This window comes from Streptomyces sp. Ag109_O5-10 (assembly GCF_900105755.1).
In the GTDB taxonomy this organism is placed as follows: Bacteria; Actinomycetota; Actinomycetes; order Streptomycetales; family Streptomycetaceae; genus Streptomyces.
This window is the reverse complement of the sequence record NZ_FNTQ01000001.1, coordinates 3,933,165-3,956,131: the sequence shown is the minus strand read 5'-3', so window position 1 is coordinate 3,956,131 and position 22,967 is coordinate 3,933,165. Positions and strand designations below refer to the sequence as shown.

The 22,967-nt window shown below is 70.3% G+C and carries 26 protein-coding genes; 22 read left to right on the top strand and 4 right to left on the bottom strand.

Translation table 11 applies throughout. The features are described 5' to 3' along the window. Positions 1 to 143 precede the first annotated feature (143 nt). Both BLW82_RS18100 and BLW82_RS18095 read right to left on the bottom strand, forming a co-directional pair. Positions 144 to 1,229 carry a hypothetical protein gene (locus tag BLW82_RS18100; protein WP_256215854.1) on the bottom strand — a complete coding sequence of 362 codons (1,086 nt, stop codon included), beginning with the start codon at positions 1,227 to 1,229 and terminating at the stop codon, positions 144 to 146. Next, entirely contained in the window at positions 1,175 to 1,825 is a 651-nt protein-coding gene (locus tag BLW82_RS18095) for a hypothetical protein (RefSeq protein ID WP_093499779.1), read from the bottom strand. The genes BLW82_RS18100 and BLW82_RS18095 overlap by 55 nt, the downstream gene beginning before the upstream one ends. A gap of 18 nt (positions 1,826 to 1,843) precedes the next feature. Here BLW82_RS18095 and BLW82_RS43940 point away from each other — a divergent pair, with 18 nt between their 5' ends. The 5 genes from BLW82_RS43940 to BLW82_RS18075 all read left to right on the top strand — a co-directional run bounded on the left by BLW82_RS43940 (position 1,844) and on the right by BLW82_RS18075 (position 5,534). Then, entirely contained in the window at positions 1,844 to 2,167 is a 324-nt protein-coding gene (locus BLW82_RS43940; protein ID WP_143063684.1) for a hypothetical protein, read from the top strand. Between the two features lie 82 nt (positions 2,168 to 2,249). Next, positions 2,250 to 2,546, top strand: coding sequence for a hypothetical protein (locus tag BLW82_RS18090; RefSeq protein ID WP_093499778.1), 297 nt, complete (start codon positions 2,250 to 2,252; stop codon positions 2,544 to 2,546). A 68-nt stretch (positions 2,547 to 2,614) separates the two neighbouring features. Continuing rightward, entirely contained in the window at positions 2,615 to 3,874 is a 1,260-nt protein-coding gene (locus tag BLW82_RS18085) for a putative T7SS-secreted protein (RefSeq protein ID WP_143063683.1), read from the top strand. Positions 3,875 to 3,921: 47 nt separating this feature from the next. Beyond that, entirely contained in the window at positions 3,922 to 4,617 is a 696-nt protein-coding gene (locus BLW82_RS18080) for a hypothetical protein (protein ID WP_143063682.1), read from the top strand. Positions 4,618 to 4,658: 41 nt separating this feature from the next. Then, positions 4,659 to 5,534 carry a hypothetical protein gene (locus tag BLW82_RS18075; RefSeq protein WP_177232766.1) on the top strand — a complete coding sequence of 292 codons (876 nt, stop codon included), beginning with the start codon at positions 4,659 to 4,661 and terminating at the stop codon, positions 5,532 to 5,534. A 33-nt stretch (positions 5,535 to 5,567) separates the two neighbouring features. On the opposite strand, the gene BLW82_RS18070 is transcribed toward BLW82_RS18075, so the two are convergent. Next, positions 5,568 to 6,209 carry a hypothetical protein gene (locus tag BLW82_RS18070; RefSeq protein WP_143063681.1) on the bottom strand — a complete coding sequence of 214 codons (642 nt, stop codon included), beginning with the start codon at positions 6,207 to 6,209 and terminating at the stop codon, positions 5,568 to 5,570. A 305-nt stretch (positions 6,210 to 6,514) separates the two neighbouring features. Between BLW82_RS18070 and BLW82_RS44465 the strand changes: the two genes are divergently transcribed. From BLW82_RS44465 to BLW82_RS18045, 5 genes are read left to right on the top strand one after another with little or no spacing between them, the layout of a single operon-like run. Continuing rightward, positions 6,515 to 6,799: a hypothetical protein gene (locus BLW82_RS44465; protein ID WP_177232983.1), complete on the top strand. Its 285-nt coding sequence runs from the start codon at positions 6,515 to 6,517 to the stop codon at positions 6,797 to 6,799. Further along, positions 6,796 to 8,202 (top strand): DUF308 domain-containing protein, encoded by a 1,407-nt coding sequence (locus BLW82_RS18060; protein ID WP_093499773.1) that lies wholly within the window; start codon positions 6,796 to 6,798, stop codon positions 8,200 to 8,202. Before BLW82_RS44465 ends, BLW82_RS18060 begins: the two co-directional genes overlap by 4 nt. A gap of 46 nt (positions 8,203 to 8,248) precedes the next feature. Continuing rightward, positions 8,249 to 9,061, top strand: a complete 813-nt coding sequence (locus BLW82_RS18055) for a hypothetical protein (protein ID WP_093499772.1) — start codon at positions 8,249 to 8,251, stop codon at positions 9,059 to 9,061. Beyond that, complete coding sequence (locus tag BLW82_RS18050; RefSeq protein WP_093499771.1) at positions 9,058 to 9,669, top strand: hypothetical protein; 612 nt, start codon at positions 9,058 to 9,060, stop codon at positions 9,667 to 9,669. The genes BLW82_RS18055 and BLW82_RS18050 overlap by 4 nt, the downstream gene beginning before the upstream one ends. Beyond that, a complete protein-coding gene (locus BLW82_RS18045; RefSeq protein ID WP_093499770.1) occupies positions 9,669 to 10,268 on the top strand; it encodes a hypothetical protein in 600 nt (199 codons plus the stop codon). Before BLW82_RS18050 ends, BLW82_RS18045 begins: the two co-directional genes overlap by 1 nt. A 9-nt stretch (positions 10,269 to 10,277) precedes the next feature. On the opposite strand, the gene BLW82_RS18040 is transcribed toward BLW82_RS18045, so the two are convergent. Next, entirely contained in the window at positions 10,278 to 10,949 is a 672-nt protein-coding gene (locus BLW82_RS18040) for a hypothetical protein (RefSeq protein WP_093499769.1), read from the bottom strand. A 502-nt stretch (positions 10,950 to 11,451) separates the two neighbouring features. Here BLW82_RS18040 and BLW82_RS18035 point away from each other — a divergent pair. From BLW82_RS18035 to BLW82_RS17980, 12 genes are all read left to right on the top strand, one after another. Further along, positions 11,452 to 12,180, top strand: coding sequence for a hypothetical protein (locus BLW82_RS18035; RefSeq protein WP_093499768.1), 729 nt, complete (start codon positions 11,452 to 11,454; stop codon positions 12,178 to 12,180). Between the two features lie 16 nt (positions 12,181 to 12,196). Continuing rightward, on the top strand, positions 12,197 to 13,036 hold the full coding sequence (locus BLW82_RS18030; protein WP_093499767.1) for a hypothetical protein: 840 nt from the start codon (positions 12,197 to 12,199) through the stop codon (positions 13,034 to 13,036). After that, positions 13,033 to 14,340: a TadA family conjugal transfer-associated ATPase gene (locus BLW82_RS18025; RefSeq protein WP_093499766.1), complete on the top strand. Its 1,308-nt coding sequence runs from the start codon at positions 13,033 to 13,035 to the stop codon at positions 14,338 to 14,340. The genes BLW82_RS18030 and BLW82_RS18025 overlap by 4 nt, the downstream gene beginning before the upstream one ends. A gap of 6 nt (positions 14,341 to 14,346) precedes the next feature. Then, on the top strand, positions 14,347 to 15,390 hold the full coding sequence (locus tag BLW82_RS18020; RefSeq protein WP_256215853.1) for a type II secretion system F family protein: 1,044 nt from the start codon (positions 14,347 to 14,349) through the stop codon (positions 15,388 to 15,390). Then, positions 15,387 to 16,307: a type II secretion system F family protein gene (locus tag BLW82_RS18015; RefSeq protein WP_177232982.1), complete on the top strand. Its 921-nt coding sequence runs from the start codon at positions 15,387 to 15,389 to the stop codon at positions 16,305 to 16,307. Before BLW82_RS18020 ends, BLW82_RS18015 begins: the two co-directional genes overlap by 4 nt. Positions 16,308 to 16,376: 69 nt before the next feature. Beyond that, positions 16,377 to 16,628, top strand: coding sequence for a hypothetical protein (locus tag BLW82_RS18010; protein WP_093508106.1), 252 nt, complete (start codon positions 16,377 to 16,379; stop codon positions 16,626 to 16,628). Positions 16,629 to 16,679: 51 nt separating this feature from the next. Next, positions 16,680 to 17,141 (top strand): TadE family protein, encoded by a 462-nt coding sequence (locus BLW82_RS18005; RefSeq protein WP_371131350.1) that lies wholly within the window; start codon positions 16,680 to 16,682, stop codon positions 17,139 to 17,141. After that, positions 17,141 to 17,560: a TadE/TadG family type IV pilus assembly protein gene (locus BLW82_RS18000; RefSeq protein ID WP_093499764.1), complete on the top strand. Its 420-nt coding sequence runs from the start codon at positions 17,141 to 17,143 to the stop codon at positions 17,558 to 17,560. Before BLW82_RS18005 ends, BLW82_RS18000 begins: the two co-directional genes overlap by 1 nt. After that, on the top strand, positions 17,557 to 18,018 hold the full coding sequence (locus BLW82_RS17995) for a TadE/TadG family type IV pilus assembly protein (protein WP_093499763.1): 462 nt from the start codon (positions 17,557 to 17,559) through the stop codon (positions 18,016 to 18,018). The genes BLW82_RS18000 and BLW82_RS17995 overlap by 4 nt, the downstream gene beginning before the upstream one ends. A 204-nt stretch (positions 18,019 to 18,222) precedes the next feature. After that, entirely contained in the window at positions 18,223 to 18,573 is a 351-nt protein-coding gene (locus tag BLW82_RS17990) for an SsgA family sporulation/cell division regulator (RefSeq protein WP_093499762.1), read from the top strand. Between the two features lie 239 nt (positions 18,574 to 18,812). Next, the gene (locus BLW82_RS17985) at positions 18,813 to 21,791 is read left to right on the top strand and encodes a bacterial transcriptional activator domain-containing protein (protein ID WP_093499761.1); all 2,979 of its coding nucleotides are present in this window, start codon (positions 18,813 to 18,815) and stop codon (positions 21,789 to 21,791) included. A gap of 347 nt (positions 21,792 to 22,138) precedes the next feature. After that, positions 22,139 to 22,909, top strand: a complete 771-nt coding sequence (locus BLW82_RS17980) for a prepilin peptidase (protein ID WP_371131497.1) — start codon at positions 22,139 to 22,141, stop codon at positions 22,907 to 22,909. The last annotated feature ends 58 nt before the right edge of the window (positions 22,910 to 22,967 follow it).

Sequence of the window (22,967 nt, the reverse complement as noted above, 5' to 3'; positions counted from 1 at the left end):
ATGCGCAGCGCGTCGGTGGGTGCTTGCTGACGCTCGGGGAGAGAACGAACCGAACATCTGAAGAGGCCGCGCATGTGCCGCTCGGCCTCTTCAGATGGCTTTGGGATTCGTCGGCTACAACCTTGCCGGCCGCTCGCGTCTCGTCAGCGGTTCACAGCCTGGACTTCCTGCACCTTGACGTCCTGTGTCGTTCCGAAGGTGCCGGACGGCAGGTTGCCGCCCGGGTCCCCCGTTCCGGACCAGGTGATCTGCCAGGTGATGGTCGCCTTCAGCTGGAAGCTGCCACTGCCGGACGAGCGCAGGTATTTGATGCCGCAGGGTGGAGTCTGATCGGCCTTGCCCTTGGCGTACGGCTCACCGATCGACTTGTCGGCGTTCAGGGTGCACACGCCGGAGGTCGGATAGGTCTCTGCGTCGCTGGTACCCGGCTCGAGTTTCAGAGAGACGGGCTTGGCAGTGGTCGTCGCCTGGATGTTGAGGCCGCCGACATTCAGCGAAGCGGTGACCGAGACCTCCTTGAACGTGGCCTTGTCCAGCCACGCCCACGTGGAGAGGTTGACCTTGGTGACATTCGCCGGCGCGAGAGTCACCTTGGTGCCGGGCAGCTGAATAGCATCGTAAGCGGCCTCGGCGAGGATCTTCGGGGTGACGGCCTGAGGGACCCCGGGGTCGTCGTTGTTCGCCACCCAGAAGGGGAGGTCGCTGCATTCCCAGCTGGCCGGGTCGTCCATGCGGTCGGGGTTCTGGACCGCGACCCACCAGTTCCCCTCGTCGGCCTTGTCCTCGTTGTAGTTCTTGTACTTGCCGTCCTTGTAGATGTCACGGAACTGACCGACCGCGGCCTTGGCGTAGTTGGCCTGGCCCGGAGTGTTGATCGTGTCCGTGTACATCGTCTCGACATAGTCCTTGAACTCCGCCACCGAGCGGGGTTCGTACCAGCAGGCGGGCGGGGTCCAGTCGATGACGGGCTGCACGGTGGCATCGCTGCCGCTCGAGCGCACCGAACCGGAATAGGTCACCCTGGAAACGAGCGTGCCTGCGTTGGAGCTGCCGCTCTGCTTGGTGTTGCCCTGAGAACCTTCGCTCGGCGGCCAGGTCGCGGACGCCGTTCCCGCGACGGCGAGAACAAAAACTCCTGAGAGCAGCCCCGCCACGGCGAATCGGCTGCAGGAGGTCACGGCGTGCACGACTTGCTGCCCCTCTGTGAAGTGAGTTTTGTCGTCTGCCATACGCCTTGCTTGTTCTTTTCGAGACGAGTTGTGTAAACGACGTATGAGTCGTCGTTCACTGCCGTCTTGATGACCTTGCCTGACTTGCGGACCTTCGCGAAGGCCTTGCTCTGGTCCTCGCAGTACGCGACACCCGCCGACGCCGAGTCGAATACATCGATCTTGGCGCTGTAGTAGCGGTTGACGCCGGTGATCGAGTAACCATCCTTCGCGATGGACTCGACCCAGTCCTTCGCGTCCGCCAGTGCCCCGCCGCTGTAGTAGAAGCTGAGTGCCGGCAGCTCGGGATCGCCCTGCGCGATGGCGTAGTTGGTCGCGTCGATCCGCCGGGCCACGTCACCGAGGACGGCGTCCTTGGTCGTGTCGCCGGTCTTCCAGCTTTCGAAGGTGTCGGTCAGGTCGTTCGGCAGCGTGACCTTGGGCCTGTCGGCCGCGGCGCTCGCAGTCGGCGAAGCGGACGCTTTCGTACCGCCACTGTCGGCCCCGGCAATCTTGTCGTTGGCTTTTGAACCCCCGTCTCCGCCGCTGCAAGCCGCCAGAAGCAGGGCTGCGGAGGCGGCGAGCGCGGCCGTGGCGAGCAAGGTGCGGCGCTTCACTGTGGACTCCCCGTGAGAATGAAGTTCGGCAAGGATGCAGACGCTATCGGCGGGGTTCACGGTTTCGCCAGCGCGAACCTGTGTGGCATGTGGGAAAAACCGACCAATATGCCCAAATCGCCCATCGGCATGGCTGGGTTGTGTCTTCGTGCGCGGATGGGCGGCCCGTCGGCGTCGTGGGGCGGGGACGTGACGGGTGCGGTCGCGTACGCGCTGCATGCGGGCCACTGGAAGGGAGAAGCAAACCTTTCCTTTGAGTTGCCTTGGTTGTTTTTGCGTCCTGTGGAATGGGGATCGTTCGTGAATTTGTTCAGCGCGGGCTTCATGTCTCCGTTGCCCTGAGCCCCTGTCGCGCCCGCTCTCCCTCGGCCTTAGGATCTTTGCTCTTGCGGATGATCCAAGCACGGAAGGTAACGGGGGCTAGATGAGTGACTTGTCGGCTGACTACGCGGTGCTGAACCGCGTGCGGCACAACCTCGACCACATAGCGGGGCTCATGAAGAAGCCCGGTCGGGAGATGACGCAGGTGACCGGGGAATCTATGGGGGTGCCCGAACTCGCTCAGCGGATGGATCACTTCGGGGAGGAGTGGTCGTACGGGATCAAGCAGTTGACCAAGTTCTCGGAGAAGGCGTCCGAGATGCTGCTCAAAGTGAAGGAGTCCTTCGAGAAGCTGGACCACGAACTCGCCGAGACCAGCAAGAGGCAGGGTGCGAAGTAGCCATGGCTGAGGCGAGGATCGAGGACTTTCCGGCGTTGGGGTTCCTGCCCTGCCCGGGCGATCACACCGTGGCCGACGACGTGGCAAGGACGGTCCGCAGGACGGCGAAGGCGCTCGAGGAGATCTGCCAGGTGCTGCACGGCACCGGTGTCGGCGAGTGGAAGGGCAAGGCAGCCGAGGCCTTCCGGGAAAGGTTCGACGACGACTTCCGGCCGCGGATGGACGACGCCCGTGACTCCTTCGCCAAGGCGGCAGGAGCTTTGGAGGACTGGGCGGCGTACATGGAGCGCAAGCAGAAGGACGCCGTGAGACTGGAGGGCCGTGCGGCCGAAGTCCACGGACAACTGGGCAGCGCGAAGGACAAGGTGAGCCGCCTCGACCACGCCGAGAGCGGTTCGGCCGACGACAGGGACAAGGAGGATCACAAGACGCAGGTCCAGAACGCCAAGGGCGCCGTGAGCGCCAAGGAAGCAGAGCTGGAGGAACTGCGCCGCCAGGGACACCGGATGTCTGGTGACTACCACACATACGGCAATGAGATCGCGGGGCGCTTGAAGGCCGCGATGGACATCGCACCGAACGAGCCCGGTATCTGGGACAGGCTGGGCAACGCCCTTGAAGGCTTGGGCAAGGCCCTCGTCGATCTGCCGGGGGAAGTCGGCAAGCTCCTTTCCGACGTCGGAGACTGGATCAGGAGCCACGCGGACTGGATCACCGTGGCCGCTTCCGTGGTCGGCGTGATCGCGATCTTCTGTCCGGTGCTGGCTCCGCTGGCCATCGGGTTGAGCGCTCTCGCCTTCTTCGCGCACGCGGCGTCCTACGGTGTGAACGGACTCTGGCCGCCGACCGGAGAGAACATCGGCAACTGGCTCACCCTGGGCGGCGACGCGCTGGGCATGGTGCCAGGTGTCGGCGCCGCCAAGTCGGGGATCATGGCGGGATTCAAGGCGGGACGAGGTGCGGAAGGCCTGGTCGCGGGCACCCGTGTGGGTCTCAAGACGGCCGGTGTCACGGCCAAGAACATCATGAAGGCCGCCGACCCGGTTGCTGCCGTGATCGACAGGCCCGTCATTGCCGTCGCCACGAAGCTCGGTGTCTCGCGCGGTACCGCTCTGACTGTCACCGAAGGGGTGCAGGCCGCTGCCACTCTCGCTTGGACGGCGCCGACCGCCGTCAATGCGTACCACACGACGCCGGGTCGGTACGACGCAGCCACCTGGGGCACCGGCGTGGGCAACGCCACCATGGGAACCGGCGGCGGCAAGTTCGGGGGACTCGTGGCTGTCGGCAGCGCCATCGGCCTCGGCGCCTGGGAGTTGACGGACTGATGGCCGGCCACGAAGAGCCTACGACGGCCGTCGTAGCGACCGGTGACTTGACGGACGGCGCTGCCGAGCCCGACCTGTGGTTCGAACTACCGCCGGGCTTTGCCCAGTTCGGCCTCGACGAGGACCCCGAAGCGCGCATGCTGCGGATGGCGGAGGCCACCGATGTCACGTTCGGCGACACCGCTGCGGCGGAGCAGAAGCTCAGTCTGATCGTGTCGGGCGAGTACATCCTCCAGACAATGATCGCCGCGGGTGCCGAGCACGTGTCGAGCTGCCTGGTGCGGATGCCCGACGGAGAGTTGTCCCAGGCGACCTTGTGCGTCCTCCTCGAGACACCGGCGATGGGTCCGGAGCACCAGGACCTGCAGAGTTCGGCGAAGCGGACGGCCGTGCAGTGGAGTGAGCTGTATCCGGATGCCGAGGTCGGGCTCGTGATGCTGCCGTACGGCATGGCCGCCCTGTGCATACGTGACCAGGAACTCCTGGTTCCCGGGGCGCTTTTCGGCCTGGGTGATCCCGTCCCTGCCACCGTCCGGCAGGTGCAGTTCTGCGTGCCGTTGCAGACCGGGCCGGGGTCCGCTCTGTTCGTCTTCACCACGCAGGACACCGACCCCGGTCACTGGCCGGCCTACCTCGACATGTTCAGCGGCATCATGAAATCGCTCTCGGCGGTCAAGCCGGAAGACGAGCGCCGACCAGGCAGACGGAATCCGGACGCCGAAGGAACGGAGAGACGGATATGAGTGGCGAAGACGCTGGACACGACGAGGTTCGCGGGAGACGCGTGGGGCACCCCGTCGTGCTCGCGTTCGCCGTCGGCGGCTACGTGTTCGCGGCCATCGCAGGCCTGTTCGTCCTGGCGGGCGACTTCGGCCCCGCCCTCCTGGTACCTCTGTGGATCGTCCACGCCGTTCTCCTCGTTCTGCTCATTCGGCGGCTGGGGGCGAGGACGTCTAGTACGTACACGATGTTGTTCATCGTGGGCACTTCGGTGATGTCCGTGTACGTGGCGGACATGGCGCGAGATGACCTCACGCTGCAGCAGCGCGGCGAGCGGGTCACCGCCACAGTGGTGGACAAGTGGCGGGACGCGGCGCAGGGCCGCAAGGCGCGTGACTACAACTACACGCTGGAGCGGGAGGACGGTACGAAGGTGCCGGGACCCGCCATGCGAACGCTGACCGACCTTTATGACGTCGGCCAGAGGGTGACGGTCATCGAGGATCCCCAGGGGGAACTCCGGCCGAAGACGCCGGGGCAGGCAGATGCGACGAGCGAGGAACTGGGGTCGCTGGGTTTCGCCCTCGCCGCCATCGGCGCCGTGGCTTGGACGGCTTGGCGGGGATCGGATCCTGCACGGCAGAAAGCCGATGAGGGTGCCGGGCACGACACCGGGAACCGCGCGTACCGGAAATTCACCGGGGCCCGTGGCTCGGGGCCCACGCAGGAGGAGCAGGAAGAACAGCTCCGCGAAGCCTTGCGCACCTACCCCGCCGACCGCCGGGGTTACATCAAGGTGCCACCCGAGCAGTATCCCGACGTGTCGCAACAGCGCGCGGCCCGGATCGCCTGGGAACTCGGCCTCCGTGCAGAGGCCTCCGGCAATCGAGGGTCCTGGCGCTTCGCGGAGAAGGTGGTGGAGGAAGTTCCGCTGGACTGACGACCCGGGGCTCGGAGGGAGGCCACACGGCCTTCATCCCCGTACGCACGTCGGGTCCCCCTTCTTCCAGTTCTGCTGTGTGACCTGCCAGTCGCCGCGGGAGTCCTTCGCGGCCTGGAGGGTGATGAGGATGAAGTCGTTGGCGCTGGGCTTGGTGCGCAGGATCTTGCCGGTCTTTATCTGCTTGCTGTACGCCGTTGTCTGGTCCTCGCAGTAGCGGGCGGCGGCGGTCCTCGCGTTCGCCACGTCAGTGACCGCGAAGTTGAAGAAGCGGTAGTGGCCGGTGACGGTGAGACCGTCCTTCCGGACCTTCGCGACTCGCTGAGTCCAGTACGTGAGGGCCTGCGCGGCGAAGTAGCGGTTCATGTTGGCCGTCCGGCCGTCGCCGTTGGCGAAGGCTTCGAGGCGGGCCTGGGCCGAGTATGCGACGTCCCGCAGGACGGTGTCCTTCGTGGGGTTCCCGGTCGGGTCCCGCTGTACGAGCGTGTTGACGTCCGAGGGAAACGCGAAGACCGGCGCGTTCCCATGCGCTGAGGAGGCGGATGGGGAGGGGGTGTGTGAGTGTGCCTGGCCGGAGGCCGTGGACTTGGCGTCGTTCCCGGGCCCGTCGTCTCCGCCCTCGCTCGCGCCGCATGCCGTCAGCAGCAGGGCCGCGGTGGCTGCGATGGTGGGCAACGTGTGGCGCTCCACTGTGGAATCCCCCGTGCGAATGAAGATCGTCAAGAGGGTGCACGCTATCGGTGGGGTACGAGGTTTCGCCACCGCGAACGTTCTGGCAGGGACGGTTGGGAGGGGCATGTAAACGTAGGGTGGAGGCGCTGCGGTCCGCCGGGCGGTGGAGCCCTCCTTTGAGCTCCCTTTGCGGTCCGTTGGTTGTAGCCCCGAAACGCTCGACACACAGTGACCGTGGTCCTCTGCGTCTCGCGGGGTGGCCGGTAGGGCAGGTGTTCACGGGGGTAGTAGTGGCGGACCACGTCAAGGTGTCCACGACAGAGCTGCGGGAGATCAGCAGGTCTGTCGCGAAGTTGAAGTCCAACTTTGAACATGCGAAGGATCTCGTCGACTCGTACGGCTCCGAGATCGGGTCCGGAGAGGTGGCCGACGCCCTCGGCGACTTCGCGGACGACTGGAAGAAGAAGCGGAAACAGCTCTGCGACGGGCTGGAGTTCCTCGGGAAGACCGCGGGTGAGGCGGCGAAGGCCTACGACGGGGTCGACCAGCACCTCGCCGACGCGCTGGTCAAGGCTCAGCCGGGGGACAAGTGAGCGATCACGACTTCTCCGGAGTCGACTGGCAGACGGCCCGCTACGACGACAGGGAGTTCACGCCGGGGGATCCGTACGAGGTGGCCCGGCTCGGGAAGCGGATCTCCGACACGGCCCGGCTGATCGAGGAGCAGGCCGCCAAGCTGAACAACCTGGTCGACGGGAACGGGTGGGATTCGGACGCCGGAAGGGCGTTCGCGACGAAGACCGGCGAGACCGTCAAGCTGCTGAGCCAGTCGCATCAGCGGTACGCGGCGGCGGGGGCGGCGCTCGGTTCCTCCGTGCCCTACGAGCCCATCGCCGACGGCGTGCGGGAGAACTGGGCCACCGCGCTCAACCACGCGCAGAATCGCGTGCGTTCCGCGCTGAAGAAGGCCGCTGCTGCCGATGCCGACAGCAGCAACTACCAGAAGCAGATCGATCAGCATCCGTCCGCCGACGACAACCACCCGGACAAGCAGAAGCTGAAGCGGCAGAAGGAGGCCTCGGACGGGGACCTCGACGCCGCGAAGCGGGAGCTCCGGGCCGCGCTCAAATACCGGGACACACAGGCTGGGTACGCGGCCAAGGCGATACGGGACGCCATCGACCACGACGGGCTGAAGGATCCCAAGCACCACTGGTGGGACAACTGGAAGGACTGGGTCGCCGACGTCGGGCACTGGGCGGGGGTGGCCGCGGCCGTTCTGGGGGTGTTGGCCCTTGCCCTCAGCTGGGTGCCGATCCTCGGTGAGGTCCTCGGCGCGCTGGCGCTCATCGCCTCGGTCGTCGCCCTGATCTGCGACACCATTTCGGCGCTGGACGGCAAGGGCACCTGGCTGGACGTCGCCATCGACGTCATCGGTGTGCTGTCCTTCGGCGCCGGGCGGGTCCTCGGGACGACGGCCAAGGAGGCGGCGATGGCCGCCCGTGGCGCCTCCGCGGTCAAGGACCTCCAATTGGCCCGGGAGATCGGGCTGAATCCGACGGCGGCCCGCGAACTCGCCGAGACGCTCAACGGGGTCAAGCCCGGCGAGATCGGCAAGGCGCTGTCCGAGGGGCCCACGAAACTCCTGCCGCGGATGCGCTCGGTGGTCAAGGAGTCGCTGAACCTCAAGGCGTACGTGACCGACATCCGCGACGCCCCAGCAGTGCACCGGGCGGCCAAGGCCTTCGCGGAATCGGCGCCCAAGCTGTCGGAGATCGCGGACTCCTCGTTCAAGAGCATGGCGGGCCAGGCCAAGGCCTTGTACTACGGCAGCCAGGTGCTGCCCCTCCTGGCCGGCTGGTCGAACCTGGCACACACGCACTCCGACGAGCCGTGGTTCACCGGGCCGAACTTCCTCCAGGGGGCGAAGGAGATTCCGGGCATCGGGGCCGGCGGAACACCGTTCTACAACTGGCACTGGAGCACCAGCGGCTGACCCGGTCGGCTGTCCGGAATCCCAGAGCGGAAAGAGCAAGGAACACGTGGCGAGCAAGGACGAGCGGTCCGTCGACGAGCTGTTCGCGGAACTGCCGGAGAAATGGCAGCGGTCCCTGGAAGAAGTGGGCCTGGGGCTGCCGGAGCTGCGCCGGATCGCGGCCGGCCCGGACGGCATGCGGCGAGTACGCACCATCCTCGCCGAGTTCTCCGAGGCCACCGCCGATCCTCGGCCGACGCGGGCCGGGTGGACCGGGTACGGCGGGGCAACGCCGGTATGGCCGTGGGCCCGGCTGCTCCTGGTGGCCGTCGTATCGGTCCTCGTCTCCCTGCTCTCCAGCCTGTTCATCGGCAAGGCGTCGGCGTTCGTCGGCCTGGTGCTCGGGCTGCTGGTCATCTGGGTGGCCTTCAAGACCCGTGACACCCGAGGGGCCCCCGTCGCCCGGTATGTCACCGCGGCCGCCTATCTCGTGCTGGTCCTGGTCGGCTCGTACTTCGCCAACGCCTGGTATCTGCAGCTGCGCGGGGCGGAGCAGACGGTCACCTTCGCCACGCCGACCCATCAGTGGACACACGGGACCCGTGAGACGTACTGCAGGGTCCGGCTGCGGGACGGGTCCGTCCACGAGGTGGTCGAGAACAAGGAGAACTGCGCCGACCGCGTCGGGCAGACGACGACAGCCGTCGTCGACCCGGCCGGTCACTACCAGCCCTCCCTCGGCAGCAAGTCCGAGATCGGTGGTGTCCTTGAGGGATACCTGTGCCTGGGCGCCGCCGTGGTGCTCGTGCTGGCACCGATGACGGTCGTGTTCACCGGACGGCGGAAGCGGTACGACCGGGCGACAGGGACGGCGATATGAGCGCCGGGGCGCCTGGTACGGCCACGGCACCCCCCTCCGACTACCGCCTCGCCGTTCCCGAGGGCTGGGAGCGGATCGTGCTGGATCCCGAGAGGTGGGCGCACCGCATCGACAAGGTGGTCAAGCGCGGCCTACGGCGCACGAAGGCCGGTCCGCAGCTCGAGGCCGCGCTCGCGGAGCGGATGCGGGAGCAGGCCGAGGCGGCGCACGCCAACGGCGGTGTCGAGATGTACGTCGTGAACCAGCTCCTCGGCCAGGTCCCGGTCTCCGCCGGCCTGGTCGTCACCCTGCTGCGGCCCGCCCCCGGCACCGAGGTCGGCGACCTGGGGGACATCGCCCGCTCCCTCGCCCTGCGCGCGACCGCCGAGCAGGTCACCCTCGTCGACCTCCCCGCCGGCCCCGCCGTACGCCACCGCTACCTCCGCCGGCCCGCCGCCGACGACCCCGACGGCAACAGACTCGCTGTCACGCACCTGGACGTCTACCTCGCCGTCCCGAACAGCGACCAGCGGCTGCTGCTCTCCTTCTCGACGCCGATGGAGCCGCTGGCGGACGCCTTGGTCGGCCTCTTCGACGCCGTTGCCCGCACTCTGCAATGGATGGCCTGATGCCCGAGTTCGCCGCGTCCACGGTGCGTATGAAGGTGCCCGAGGACGCCGTGTCCCTGCCGGTGCGGGTGGCAGGAGTCGACCTGCACGCATGGGCGGCGGAGGCGGCCGCGCGCCGTGTCGGAACCGACACCCCCGACCCGAAGCTCCGTACCGCCCTCGCCGCCGAACTGCGCGAGGCCGCGGCCGATTCGCGGGAGCGCGGGCCGGTCACCGCGTTGTCCTACGTGCCGGAGCCGCGGCTCGGGGAGCTCGCGCGGATCGAGTTGTCGGCGCTGGTCGCCGACGACACGTACCCGGTACTGAGCGTCGAGCTCCTGCGGCGCTACCTCGCCGCCCCCACCGCCGAGTCCTACCGGCCGCCCGAGGCCGAGCTGCGTACCCTGCCCGCCGGGCCCGCGGTGCGTGTCCGGCACGCGTATGTCCGGGACGTCGGCCGGGACGGGCTGGGGACGGTGCTGGAGACGTGCGCGTACGGCATCAGGGCCGACGAGACGTGGGGACTGGTACTGCTGACGTCCTGGCAGGCGCAGGCCCACACGGACGCCCTGTGCGAGCTGACCGACGAACTGGCGCGGACCGTACGGGTCACGGCCTAGCGGGAGCGGTCAGGGCGCCGTCAGGTGACCGAGCAGGGACTCGCCCTCCAGGGACGTCAGACGGCACCAGGAGCCGTCCGTGAAGGTGATCCGGAAGTCCCGTCCGCCGACGCTGAACGGCCGTCGTTCGACCGTGGCGACCATGCTCAGGTCCGTCTCCCAGAGGATCTCCTCCCAAGGGTCCCTGGGGTCCTGGAGTCCGCCGAGGACCAGCAGGCGGCGGTCGGTCAGGACCAGGTGCGTGATGTCGGTGTCGGGGCGGCGGGCCGGGTCGAGTTCCCAGGGGAGGGTACGGGCGAGGGTGCCGGGGGCGGCCCACAGCACCGGGAAGTCCGTCTCCTCGTTCTCCGGGTCCTCGCTCCTGCCCAGCGAGCCGGAGCCGGCGGGACCGCTGCCGGAGGGCACGTTGCCGTCGGCGGCCACGGCCAGGGCGAGCACACCCAGGAGGAACGTGACGCCCAGGACGGTCCGTACCACGAGGCCGGTCCTCGACCTGAGCCGGTAGACGGGGCCCGTCGGCCAGCCCGCCAACTCGCCCTGTATGTCCCGCCGTTCCGGGTCGCGGAACCAGCGTCGGCCCTTGACCCGGTCCGCCGCTCCGGTCGCGAACGACACGGGGGCGCGCGCCACGAGCTTCTCGCCGACCGGGGGTTGCCAGGAGCGGCGCTGCGGCACGGTCACGGTCTGCCATCCTCGCGGTCGTCGTCACGGTCGTTCACGGCGACACCCGTCGTGCGGGCGGGTGATCCGTGATCCCGTGATCCTAGTCAGGCCGCCGTCCGGAACCGGCCGCCACCGTGAGCACTTCGTGCAGGCCTCATGGGCGCGCGGTGACGGCACCGGGCCCGGACCGGCCGCGAGCGGGGTGCGGTGGATTCACCGGCGCACACTCCGGCGTCCCTTGATGTGTCCAGAGTCCCAACCGCCGCACAGGTCACCGCCGTTGCAGATCGCAACGACGATTTCGGTGAGGTCAAGGAGTCCGGTCGCGCCTTGAGGGGCTTATGTGCGGCTGATACGGTGCGATCGCTTGACACTCACCCCGCGGCCGAGTATTTGGCCGGTTCGGGGTGATTGGTGTGGAGTGTCCGCTATCGCTGTGCCGGTGGGCAGGGCGACGAGCGTTGACAGGTTTTCAGAGTTCTTGACAGACACTGTCTTGGCTGTAACGGGGAGCGGTTGCGTGAAGATCCAAGAGCGTACGGGGGCGGGCGCCGGTCGTTCCGCCGGTCCGGCTCAGCCTTCGGTCGGTGACCGCCTTCCCACCGCGCCGCGCGAGCGCAAGCCCGCCCTGGCCGCGCTCGCCGTGCTGCTGATCCTGCTGGGCGCGCTGGGCGCGACGACGCTGGTGCTGCAGGCGGGCAAGCGGATCGAGGTCATAAAGATCACGCAGGAGATTCCGGCCGGCTCGTCCGTGACCGGAAGCGACGTGACCTCCGTGATGGTCGCCGACGACTCCAGCATCCACTACGTCCGGTGGTCCCAGCTGGAGAGCCTGAAGAAGCTGAAGGCCGTCAGCACCATCCCGGCCGGGGTCGTCGCCGTCGGTGAGATGTTCGGCAGCGGCAGCAAGCTTCCCGCCGGAAAGTCCACCGTCGGCCTGGCCCTCAAGGAGGGGCAGTACCCGTCCGGCATCGAGATCGGCGACACCGTCGCGGCCTACCGCGTCACCGGCTCCTCGTCCTCGGGTGGTTCGTCCTCCGGTGGCTCGTCCTCCTCCGGAACCGACTCGCTGATCACGGGCGACGCCAGGGTCAGCGCCGTACCGGAGGACAAGAGCGGCTCGGACTTCACCGCCAGCACCAACTACGCCATCACGCTCACCGTCAACAGCGACAAGGCGGCGGAGCTTGCCGACGCGGCGTCCAACGGAGAGGTCGCCCTCGTCCTCGTCCCCGGTAACGGCAACTAGAAGGCGGCCCCACCCCATGGCGCTCATCGCAATCGCCGCCGACAAGGGTTCCCCCGGCGTCACCACCGCGGCCGTCGCGCTGGCCGCGGTCTGGCCGCGCCGGGTCCTGCTCGCCGAGGCCGACCCGGCCGGCGGCGACCTGGTCTACCGCAGTGCCGCCGCGCACGGCGGACCGCTCAACCCGAACACCGGCATGCTGTCCATCGCCGCCACGGCGCGCCGAGGGCTCGTACCGGATCAACTCTGGGACCATGTGCAGCCGTTGAGCGGTGGGCTCGAAGTGCTGGTCGGGCTCGGCATAGCCGAGCACGCCGCCGGGCTCGCCGGGCTGTGGCCCACCCTCGGGCACGCCTTCGCTGCCCTCGCCGACTCCCCGAACGCCCCGGCCGACGTCATCGCCGACTGCGGACGGATCAGCGGCGACACCCCGGCCGTGGAGATGTTCCCGCACGCCGCCCTGGTGCTGCTGGTCTCGCGGACCGAGCCCGAGGCGCTCGCCCGGGTCCGGGACCGGGCCGCCGCCCTCGCGCAGAAGCTGCACGGCGGACCGCGCGGCGCCGCCGCCCTCGCCACCCCGCTGATCGGGGTGGTCCTGGTCGCCGACCCGTCCAGCTCGGGCAAGCTGGTCAACCAGGTCAACGACATGCTCGTGCACGCCCAGACCGGCGCCCGGGTCGTGGGCACCATCGCCGACGACCCGGCCGGTGCCGACATGCTGGCCGGCCGCAAGCGTGGGCGCCTCGACAAGTCCCTGCTCATCCGCTCGGCCCGCAAGGTCACCGCCGACCTCCACCAGCAGTACGGCGCCGCCTGGGCCGTACCGACGCAGGCACCCCACGCGGGGGCCGGCCGATGACCGCTGTCGACCACCAGCTGGTCAAGCGGTTCCGGCAGGACGCCGGCGACCGGATCGCCGAGCAGCGCCGCCAGGACCAGGCGTCCGGCGTCACGCCGATGTCCACCGAGGACGAACGGCAGTACGCCCGCGCGGTCATAGCCCAGATCCTGGAGGAGTACGCCCGCGCGGAGATCAACGCCGGGCGCACCCCGCTGGACGCGGAGACCGAGGAGCAGTACGCGGCCGCCGTGCACGCGGCGCTGTTCGGCGTGGGGCGGCTGCAGCCGCTGCTCGACGACCCGGACGTCGAGAACATCGACATCAACGGGTGTGACCAGGTCTTCGTCGGGTTCAGCGACGGGCGGGAGGCCGTCGGGGATCCCGTCGCGGAGACCGACGAGGAGCTCATCGAGCTGATCCAGGTGCTCGGCGCCTACTCCGGTCTGTCGTCGCGGCCCTTCGACTCCGCCAACCCGCAGCTCGACCTGCGGCTCCCCGACGGGTCCCGGCTCTCCGCCGTCATGGACGTCACCCGGCGGCCCGCGCTCTCCATCCGCCGCGCCCGCATGGGCAAGGTCTTCATCTCCGACCTGGTGGGGAACGGGACGCTCACGCCGGAGGTGGCGCACTTCATGGCCTGCGCGGTCCGCGCCCGCAAGAACATCATGATCGCGGGGGCGACCAACGCCGGCAAGACGACGCTGCTGCGGGCCCTCGCCAACGAGATCCCGCCGCACGAACGGCTCATCACGGTCGAGCGCGCGCTGGAGCTCGGGCTCGACACCTTCCCCGACCTGCACCCCAACGTGGTGGCGTTCGAGGAGCGGCTGCCCAACTCCGAGGGGCAGGGCGCCATTTCCATGGCCGAACTGGTCCGCCGGTCACTGCGTATGAACCCGTCCCGGGTCATCGTCGGCGAGGTCCTCGGCGACGAGATCGTCACCATGCTCAACGCCATGTCCCAGGGCAACGACGGGTCGCTGTCCACGATCCACGCCAACAGCTCCAGCGAGGTCTTCAACCGCATCTCGACCTACGCCCTCCAGGCCTCCGAGCGGCTGCCCATCGAGGCCAGCCAGATGCTGATCGCGGGCGCGGTGAACTTCGTCGTCTTCATCCAGCGGCGCAACAACTACCAGACCGGCGGCCGCCTCCAGCGCATGGTCACCTCCGTCCGCGAGGTCAACGGCGTGGACGGCAGGGTGCTGTCCAGCGAGGTGTTCGCGGAGGCCCCCGACGGCCGGATCGTCCCACACGCACCCATAGCCTGCCTGGAGGACCTGATGGCCTACGGCTACCAGCCGCACGGGGCGTGGGGGTGACATGACATGAACCTCAACCCCTTGGCCTCCCTGGGCTCCATGGGCGGGCTCTTCTCCACCACGGTCCTCTACGGCCTCGGCTGCGGTGTCGCCGTCGGCGGCGGACTGGCGCTGCTGATCCTCGCGGTCCGCGGCCTGCCCGCCAAGCCCGACCACGAGAAGCAGAAGGCCAACGAACGGGCCGCCGAACTCATCCGGTTCGCCGGTCAGCGCGGTTCGCTGGCCGCCATCGTCGGCCTCGCCGTCCTGCTGCTGACCCGCTGGGCGGTGGCCGGCATCGCGGCCGGCGTCCTCGTCTTCTTCTGGGACAAGCTGTTCGGCGGCGCCGCCGAGGAGCGGGCCGCGATGAAGCGCGTGGAGGCCCTCGCCTCCTGGACCGAGTCGCTGCGCGACACGATCGCCGGCGCCGTCGGCCTGGAGCAGGCCATCCCGGCCTCCGGCCGCGCCGCCGCACCGATCCTGCGGCCGCACCTCGACGCCCTCGTCGACCGGCTGCGCGCCCGCACCCCGCTGCCCGACGCGCTCCAGCACCTCGCCGACGAGATCGACGACGCCTCCGCCGACATCATCGTGGCCGCGCTCATCCTCAACGCCCGCCTGCGCGGCCCCGGTCTGCGCCAGGTGCTCGGCGCGCTCGCCAAGTCGGCGCGTGAGGAGGTCGACATGCGCCAGCGCGTGATGGCCCAGCGGGCCTCCACCCGGCGCTCGGTGCAGATCGTCGTCGCCGTGTCGGTCGCCTTCGTCCTCGGCCTCGCCGTCTTCAACCGGGACTTCGTCTCGCCGTACGGCACCGCCGTCGGCCAGCTGGTCCTCGCCCTGGTCTGCGGGCTGTTCGCGCTCGGCTTCTGGTGGCTGCGCAAGCTGTCCACCATCGAGACCCCGGAGCGGTTCCTGGTCCGCGACCAGTCGTCCGTGCAGTTCGTACGGCCGCCCCGCACCGCTCCCGGCCAGCCCGGCCAGCCCGGCCAGCCCGGCCAGCCCGGCCAGCCCGGTGCGCCCGGCCACCCCGGTCAGCAGACCCTCCCCACCGAGGAAGGAGCCCGCCGGTGAACCTCACGATGCCGATTCTCGTCGGCGTGACCCTGGGGCTCGGCGTCTACGTGCTGATCCGCGCCCTGATGCCGTCCCGGCGCAGCGCGGTCGCCCAGGTCGCCCGGATCGACGCGATGCGGGCCCGCGGCGCGGCCTACGAGTCGGCGCGGCGGACGCAGGACTCCGGCCGGCTCGGCACGCTGCGCGCCGAGGTCGGCGAGCGGGTCGCCGAGTTCTACCGGCAGCAGGGCTGGGAACAGCGCTCGCTCCGTGCCGACCTCGCCGTCCTGGACCGCAGCTGGGAGAAGTTCCTCGCGACCAAGGTGCTGCTCGCGGCGGCCGGCCTGATCTTCGGTCCTTTCCTGTTCGCCGTCGTCTACACGATGGGCTTCGGCCACAACCCGGTCATCCCGGTCTGGCTGGCCCTGGCCTGCGCGGCCCTGTTCTTCTTCCTGCCCGACCTGGAGGTACGGCGGGACGCGGCCGAGAAGCGCCGGGACCTCAGGCGCGTGATCGGCGCGTACCTCGACCTGGTGTCGATGAGCCTCGCCGGCGGCCGCGGCCTGCCCGAGGCCCTGATGGCGGCCGCCGAGGTCTCCGACGGCTGGGCCAACCAGCGCATCCGCAACGCCCTCGCCGACGCCCGGATCACCGGCGTCAGCCAGTGGCAGGCCCTCGGCGCGCTCGGCGAGGAACTCGGCGTGGAGGAGCTCAAGGACCTCTCCGCCTCCCTCGCCCTGGTCGCGGACGACGGCGCCAAGGTCCGCGAGTCCCTCGCCTCCCGCGCCGAGACCATGCGCCACCGCGAACTCGCCGAGATCGAGGGCAGCGCGGGCGAGAAGTCCCAGTCGATGCTCGTCGCCCAGCTGCTGCTGTGCGCCGGCTTCCTGGTTTTCCTGATCTTCCCGGCGGCGATGCGGGTGTTCCAGGTGTGAGCCGACCCGAGCTGACCCGAGCTTCGTAGAGAACCTTCGCCAACTGCTGTTTCGAGAGGACAAGTCATGATGAACACACGGAACTTCAGCACCGGGATCCCGGCGGTGGACTTCCTGGTCACCTTCCTGCAGGGCCGGGTGCAGCGGGCCCGCTCCGGTGAACTCGACCGCGGTGCCTCCGCCGTCGAGTGGGTCATCATCTCGGCGGTCGTCGTGGCGATCGTCGGCGTGGTGGCGGCCATCATCAACGCGGCGCTGAGCGACGGCGCCAACAAGGTCGGCAACTGCATCAAGGGCGCCAACGCCAGCGGAACCTGCTGAGCGGACGAGCGCGACCACGACGGGGATGACGGGGTGACGGGGGTGACGGGGATGTCTGCGGGCGTGAGCGGAGGCCTGCGCGGCTGGGTACGCCGCCGGGCGGCGGCCGCGCGCGGCGACTCGGCCGACTCGGGCATGACCGCGATCGAGTTCGTGTTCCTCACCCCTGTCCTGTTCTTCATGATCTTCGCGACGGTGCAGTTCGCCCTGTACTTCTTCGCGGACCACGTGGCCCAGGCGGCGGCCCAGGCCGGCGCCCGCAAGGCCCGCGCCACCGCCGACGCGGAGCCCGGCGCCTGGCGCGGCGAGGCCCAGGACGTGGTCGACTCCTACATCAGGCAACTCGGCCCGCAGCTGGTCCTGTCGCCCGACGTGAAGATGATCCAGCCGGAGCAGACCACGGTCGGCGTCGAGATCACGGCCCGCATCCCGACGGTGTTCCCGGGCCTGGACCTGACGGTGCACGCACGGTCCGCGGGGCCGGTGGAGCGGTTCGTGAAGGACAAGAACTGATGTCCGTTGTGGAGAAGAGAGCTCTGGCCGACGACCGGGGGCTGTCGACCGTCGAGGTCGTCATCCTCGCCCCGGTCATGATCCTGTTCATCCTGGTCCTGGTCGCCTTCGGCCAGCTCGTCGACGGGCGCGGGGCCATCGACGGCGCCGCCCGGGACGCGGCCCGCGCCGGGTCCATCCAGAAGGACCACGCCACGGCCATGTCGGAGGCCCGGAAGGCCGCCGACGCGGACCTGTCCGACGTTTGCTCGGGGCCGGTCTCGGTCGTCCAGACCAGCGCGGGCTTCGAGTCCGGCGGCATCTTCACGGTCCAGGTGAGCTGCCGGGTGCGGGGCCTGGCGATGCTGGGCCTGGACATCCCGACGACCCTGTCCTCGACGTTCTCCTCGCCCCTCGACCCGTTCCGGAGGGCGGCATGAGCCTTGCGGTGCTGCGCAGTTGGTGGACCGTGCGCCGGCTCCGTCTCGACGACCGGGGCTCGGGGGCGGGCGCGGTCATCATCTTCGCCCTCGTCTTCATCTCCCTGTCGGCGTTCGTCATCGACGGCGGCCTGTCCATCTCCAAGCGCGAACGGGCCGCCGACATCGCGGAACAGGCGGCCCGTTACGCGGCCCAGGACATCGACCTGGAGAAGCTGTACGAGAACCAGGGCGAGGCGCCGATCAACTTCCAGGACTGCGACGCCCGGGTGAAGACCTTCGCCCGCGAGATGGACATGTCCGCCGCCGACGTCGCGGGTACCCACTGCGTCACCGCCGACGCCCAACAGGTGCAGGTTGAGGTCCAGTTGACCTACGAGCCGGTCTTCACGGGCATGTTCTACGGCGGCGCGATCGTGGTGCACGGGGAGGCCACGGCCGAGAACGAGGTCGGTTAGCCACCGGGCGCTCCGCTGGAGCGGGCGTACACGACGGGCCGCGGCCGCTGTTCCCCGTAGATCCAGGCGTAGGGCGGGGCGAAGCTTCAGGCGCATCAGGAAGTGACGCATGTCACTCAACTTCCTTGCGTTTCAGGCGTAATCAACCCGGCGCCGTGGGCTCTCACTGTACGACGGCCCATCACGCACCCCCGGAGACGATCCGTGCCCATCACGCTCGAGCAGCCCACCGGCGCCCGCCTGCTCACCGCCGACGAGCAGGAGGTGGCGGTCCCCGCGACGCTCCGCTACACCTCGGCCGACCCGCAGGCGGTGCACTTCGTCTTCCCGCCGTGGATCTCCCTGGACGGCGAGGAGGTCACCTGGACCTTCGCGCGGGCCCTGCTGGAGGAGGGACTGGCGGGCCCGGCCGCGCTCGGCAACGTGCACGTGCGCCCGTACGGCGACTCCCGCACGGTCGTCGAACTCCGCGCCGAGGAGGGCGTGGCGGCGGTCAGCTTCCCGACCTCCGCCCTCACCCGCTTCCTGCTGTCCTCGCTGCGCGTCGGCGGCTGACGGACCGTGTGGGGCGTGTGGAGAGGGTGTGCGCAGATCGGGAGCCGGTAACTCCGGCCAATGGGAAACGGGTTGGCGAAAGCGGAGAATCCGGGCGGCGATTGGCCGTTCTGCCCCGGCGACGCCGCGTTCTCCCCCTTCGACGCTGTCGGTGCCAGTCAATAGGATCGTCAAGGGGACCTCGGCAGGCCCGATGCGCCCCCGTTCCACTCCTTCCACACGACCACGGGGCACTCGTCATGGCGCGACGCAGCACATCAAGCTCGACGGGAAGGCCGACGGGCACCGGTCCGTCGGGTCCGCGGAACCGGACCCCGCAGCCGGTGCGGCTGCGCCGGCGTACGTTCGGGGACGTCGTCAAGGCGTTCCTCGCCTTCGTGGTGCTGCTGGTCCTCGTCGTCGGCGTCCCGGGCGCCCTCGCCGTGACCGTCGGCTGGCCCCTGCCACGCAGCGCGCCCAGCATGGACTGGCTGTCGCAGCCCATCGACGTACAGACGTTCCTGAACGCGCTGACGGTCGTCGTCTGGCTGGCCTGGGCCCAGTTCACGGCCTGCGTGCTGGTCGAGGTCAAGGCCGCCGTCTCCGGTGTCGGCCTGCCCGGCCGGGTTCCCGGCGCCGGTCCCAGCCAGCTGCTCGCCCGTCAGCTCGTCGCCGCGCTGCTGCTGGTCGGCGCCACCGCCGCCAGCTTCACCCCGGGCCTCTCCCAGCTCGGCCACAGCCTGGAGGGCAACCAGAAGGGCACGGTGGCCACCGCCCAGGCGACTCCCGGCATCCTCGCCCAGCAGCAGGAGCAGGCGAAGAGCACCGCCGCCGCCCTCGCCGAGCAGGCCGGCCACGCCGCGGCCCAGACCGAACAGGGCGGCTCCACCGCCGCGCACGGAGCGACGAAGTACTACCGGATCCAGCCGCCCGAGGGCCGCCACCACGACTCCCTGTGGGAGATAGCGCAACGCCACCTCGGCGACGGCCGCCGGTACAAGGAGATCTACGAGCTCAACAAGGACCGCGTGCAGCCCGACGGCTCCCGGCTCTCCGAGGCCAGCCTCATCCGCCCCGGCTGGATCATGGAGATGCCCGGCGACGCGCACGGCGGCGAACTCGTCGAGAACCCCGACGCGCACGTCTCGCCGGAGGTCCGGCAGCAGATCGGCGACTACGCGCAGACCGGCGACCACGCCCAGCACCAGCAGGATCGGCATCAGCAGCAGGAGCAGGGCGGCGGACAGCACGCGGGCGGCGACGGGGCCACCGCCCAGATCACCGTGCCGAGCCAGCGCCAGAGCGGCGGCACCGGCGCCCCCGCCGCCCACGAGACCTCCGCGCACTCCTCGTCCTTCGGCCTGCCCGAGGCGCTCCTCGGCGCCCCCCTCCTCGCCGCCGGACTGCTCGCCGCCCTCGGCCGCCGGCGCCGGCAGGCCCTGTGGCAGTCGGCACTCGGTGCCGTCGGCGGCCGCCGCGGCATGGAACCGCCGATCCCGGCCGGCGACGCCCAGGACGTGCAGGACGCGCTGCTGGTCGGCGCCGACCCGGAGGGCGTACGACAGCTCGACCGGTCGCTGCGCGGACTCGCCGCCGCCCTCACCGCCGAGTCCCGTTCGCTGCCCGTCGTCTACGCGGCCTGGCTCAGCCACGGCGACCTGCACCTGCAGCTCGCCCAGCCGGCCGGAAAGCCCCCGGCGCCCTGGCAGCTCGGCCAGGACCAGACGTTCTGGACGCTGTCCCGCGCGGACGCCGAGCGCTACGAGGACACCGACGCGGCCGCCCCGTACCCAGGGCTGGTCAGCCTCGGCACCATGGACGACTCGCGGCTGCTGCTCAACCTGGAGGCCGTCCCCGGCATCGTCTCGCTGAGCGGCCGCGAGGCCGACCGGGCCGCGGTGTTCGCCTCCGTCGCCGCCGAACTCGCCACCAACGGCTGGTCGGACCGGATGACCATCACCCTCGTCGGCTTCGGCGCGGACCTCACACCGCTCGCCCCCAACCGGCTGCGCCATCTCGACGACGTGGAGGCGCTGTTCGAGACGATGGAGGCGGAGACCCGGCAGCGGCGGGGCGCGCTCGGCGCCGCCGACCACCACTCGGTCCTCACCGGCCGTACCGGGCCCGCCCAGCACACCCGCTGGGCGCCGAACCTCGTCCTGCTCGCCTCCCAGCCGTCCGCCGAGGACGCCGTGCGCCTCGCCGAACTCGCCGCCGACGCCGCCCGGCTCGGGATCGGCTACCTGGTCGGCAGCGAGCGCGACGACCTGCCCGGCGCCGCCTGGGCGATGGAGATCACCCCGGACGGCAGGCTCCTCGCCCCGCTCCTCGGCCTCGAACTCCAGGCCCAGCTGCTGCCCGCGGTCCAGCAGCGCGCGGTCGTCGAACTCTTCGTAGAAGCCGACCCCGAACGCGACCCCGACGGGCCCACCACCACCCCGCCCTTCCTCGTCGACATCAGCGAACAGGGCCGTCCCGCGGTGTACGCGCGGCTCGTCGGCCCGTACGAGATCATCGGCCTGGACACCCCCGAGGGAGACCGCAGCCCCCTTCTCCACGAGGCCCTCGCCCTGCTCCTCCTGCACCGCGAGGGCGTGCACCCGCGGGTGCTGTCGTCCGCGCTGTGGCCGCGGGGCGTCACGGAGGACGTCCGCGACGCCCTCCTGGAGCGGCTGCGCGGCTGGCTCGGCACCGACCCCGACGGCAGCCCCCGGCTGCGCGCGGACGCGGCCGGCCGCCTCACCCTCGCCAAGTCAGTGGTCTCCGACCTCGACGTGCTGCGCTCCCTCTACTACGAGGCCACCCAGGGCAAGGGCGTCGAGAGCCGCGCGGTCCGCGGCCGCCTGCTCACCGACGCGCTCGTCCTGGTGCGCGGCCCGCTGCTCGCCGACCGCGCGGAGGGCCGCTACCGCTGGCTCACCCACGAGATCATCGACGCCCAGCTGCCGCTGCTCGTCGCCGACATCGGTCTCGCGCTGTCCGCGTTCCACCTGGAGAAGGACCGTGCGGAGAAGGCGATCGAAGCGCTCGGCGCGGCCCTGCGGACCGCCCCGGCGGACGAGCGCCTGTGGAACGAGCTGCTGCGCGCCACGCACGCCACCGGCGACCCGGACCGGCTGCGCGCCCTCGCCGCCGACCTGATCGCCCGCAGCGGCGCACGCGGCCTGCCCCCGCGCACCGAGGCCCTCCTCGACGAACTCCTCCCCACCTGGCGCGACGGCGCCGCCGCCACCGGATGACCACCGCCCTCGACGTCGCCCTCCCGGCCGCCGCCGCCCTCTGGGGCGCGACGGCCGGGTCCCTGCTGCCCCGCGCCGCGTACCGCTTCTCGGTACCGGCGGGGGAGCAGTGGCGCGCCCAGTGCCCCGCCGGCCACCCCGTCAACGGCTGGCTGGGCCGCGTGCCCTGCGGCGCCTGCGCGACGACGGCCGCCGAACCCCACGCCGCTGAGCCGACTGCTCAAGATCCGGCTGCCGCTGAGCCGACTGCTCAGGAACTGGCTGCCGCTGAGCCGACTGCTCAGGAACTGGCTGCCGCTGAGCCGACTGCTCAGGAACTGGCTGCCGCTGAGCCGACTGCTCAGGAACTGGCTGCCGCTGAGCCGACTGCTCAAGATCCGGCTGCCGCTGAGCCGACTGCCCACGAACCGGCTGCCGCTGAGCCGACTGCCCACGAACCGGTTGCCGCCGAACCCACTGCCCACGAACCGGCCGCCGCCGACGGCGAGAGCGGCCCACAGGGGACACCCGCACCCGGCGACGAAAGTCGCACGGTCGGTGCGGGTGGGAACCCCGAAACCGCAACCACCCACGCACCCGCACCCACCTCCCTCGCTCTCGCCCTCGCCACCGCCACCGTCTGCGCCGCCCTCGCCCTCGCCACCGGCACCCGCCCCGAACTCGCCGTCTGGCTGCTCCTGGCCCCCGTCGGCGTCCTGCTCGCGGTGGTCGACTTCCGGGTGCAGCGCCTCCCCGACCCCCTCACCCTCCCCCTGGCGGCCGCCGCCCTCGCCCTCCTCGGCGTGGCCGCCCTGCTCCCCGAGCACGCCGGCGACTGGCTCACCTCCCTCTACGCGGCCCTCGCCCTGGCCGGCGCCTACTTCGTCCTCTTCCTCGTCAACCCGGGCGGCATGGGCTTCGGTGACGTCAAGCTCGCCCTGGGCACGGGCGCCGTCCTCGGCTGGTACGGCTGGCCCACCGTGCTGCTCGGCACCTTCGCCGGGTTCCTGCTGGGCGCGCTGTACGGCGGTGCGCTCGTCGCCGTACGGCGGGCCGGGCGCAAGACGGCGATCGCGTTCGGGCCGTTCCTGATCGCGGGAGCGTTCGCGGGACTGCTGGTGGGGGCGTACACGGCCTGAGGCCGGGCCGTTCGAAGGGCGGGCGCGGGGCTGGCGTAGGCTGGTTCGGTCCGTCCAC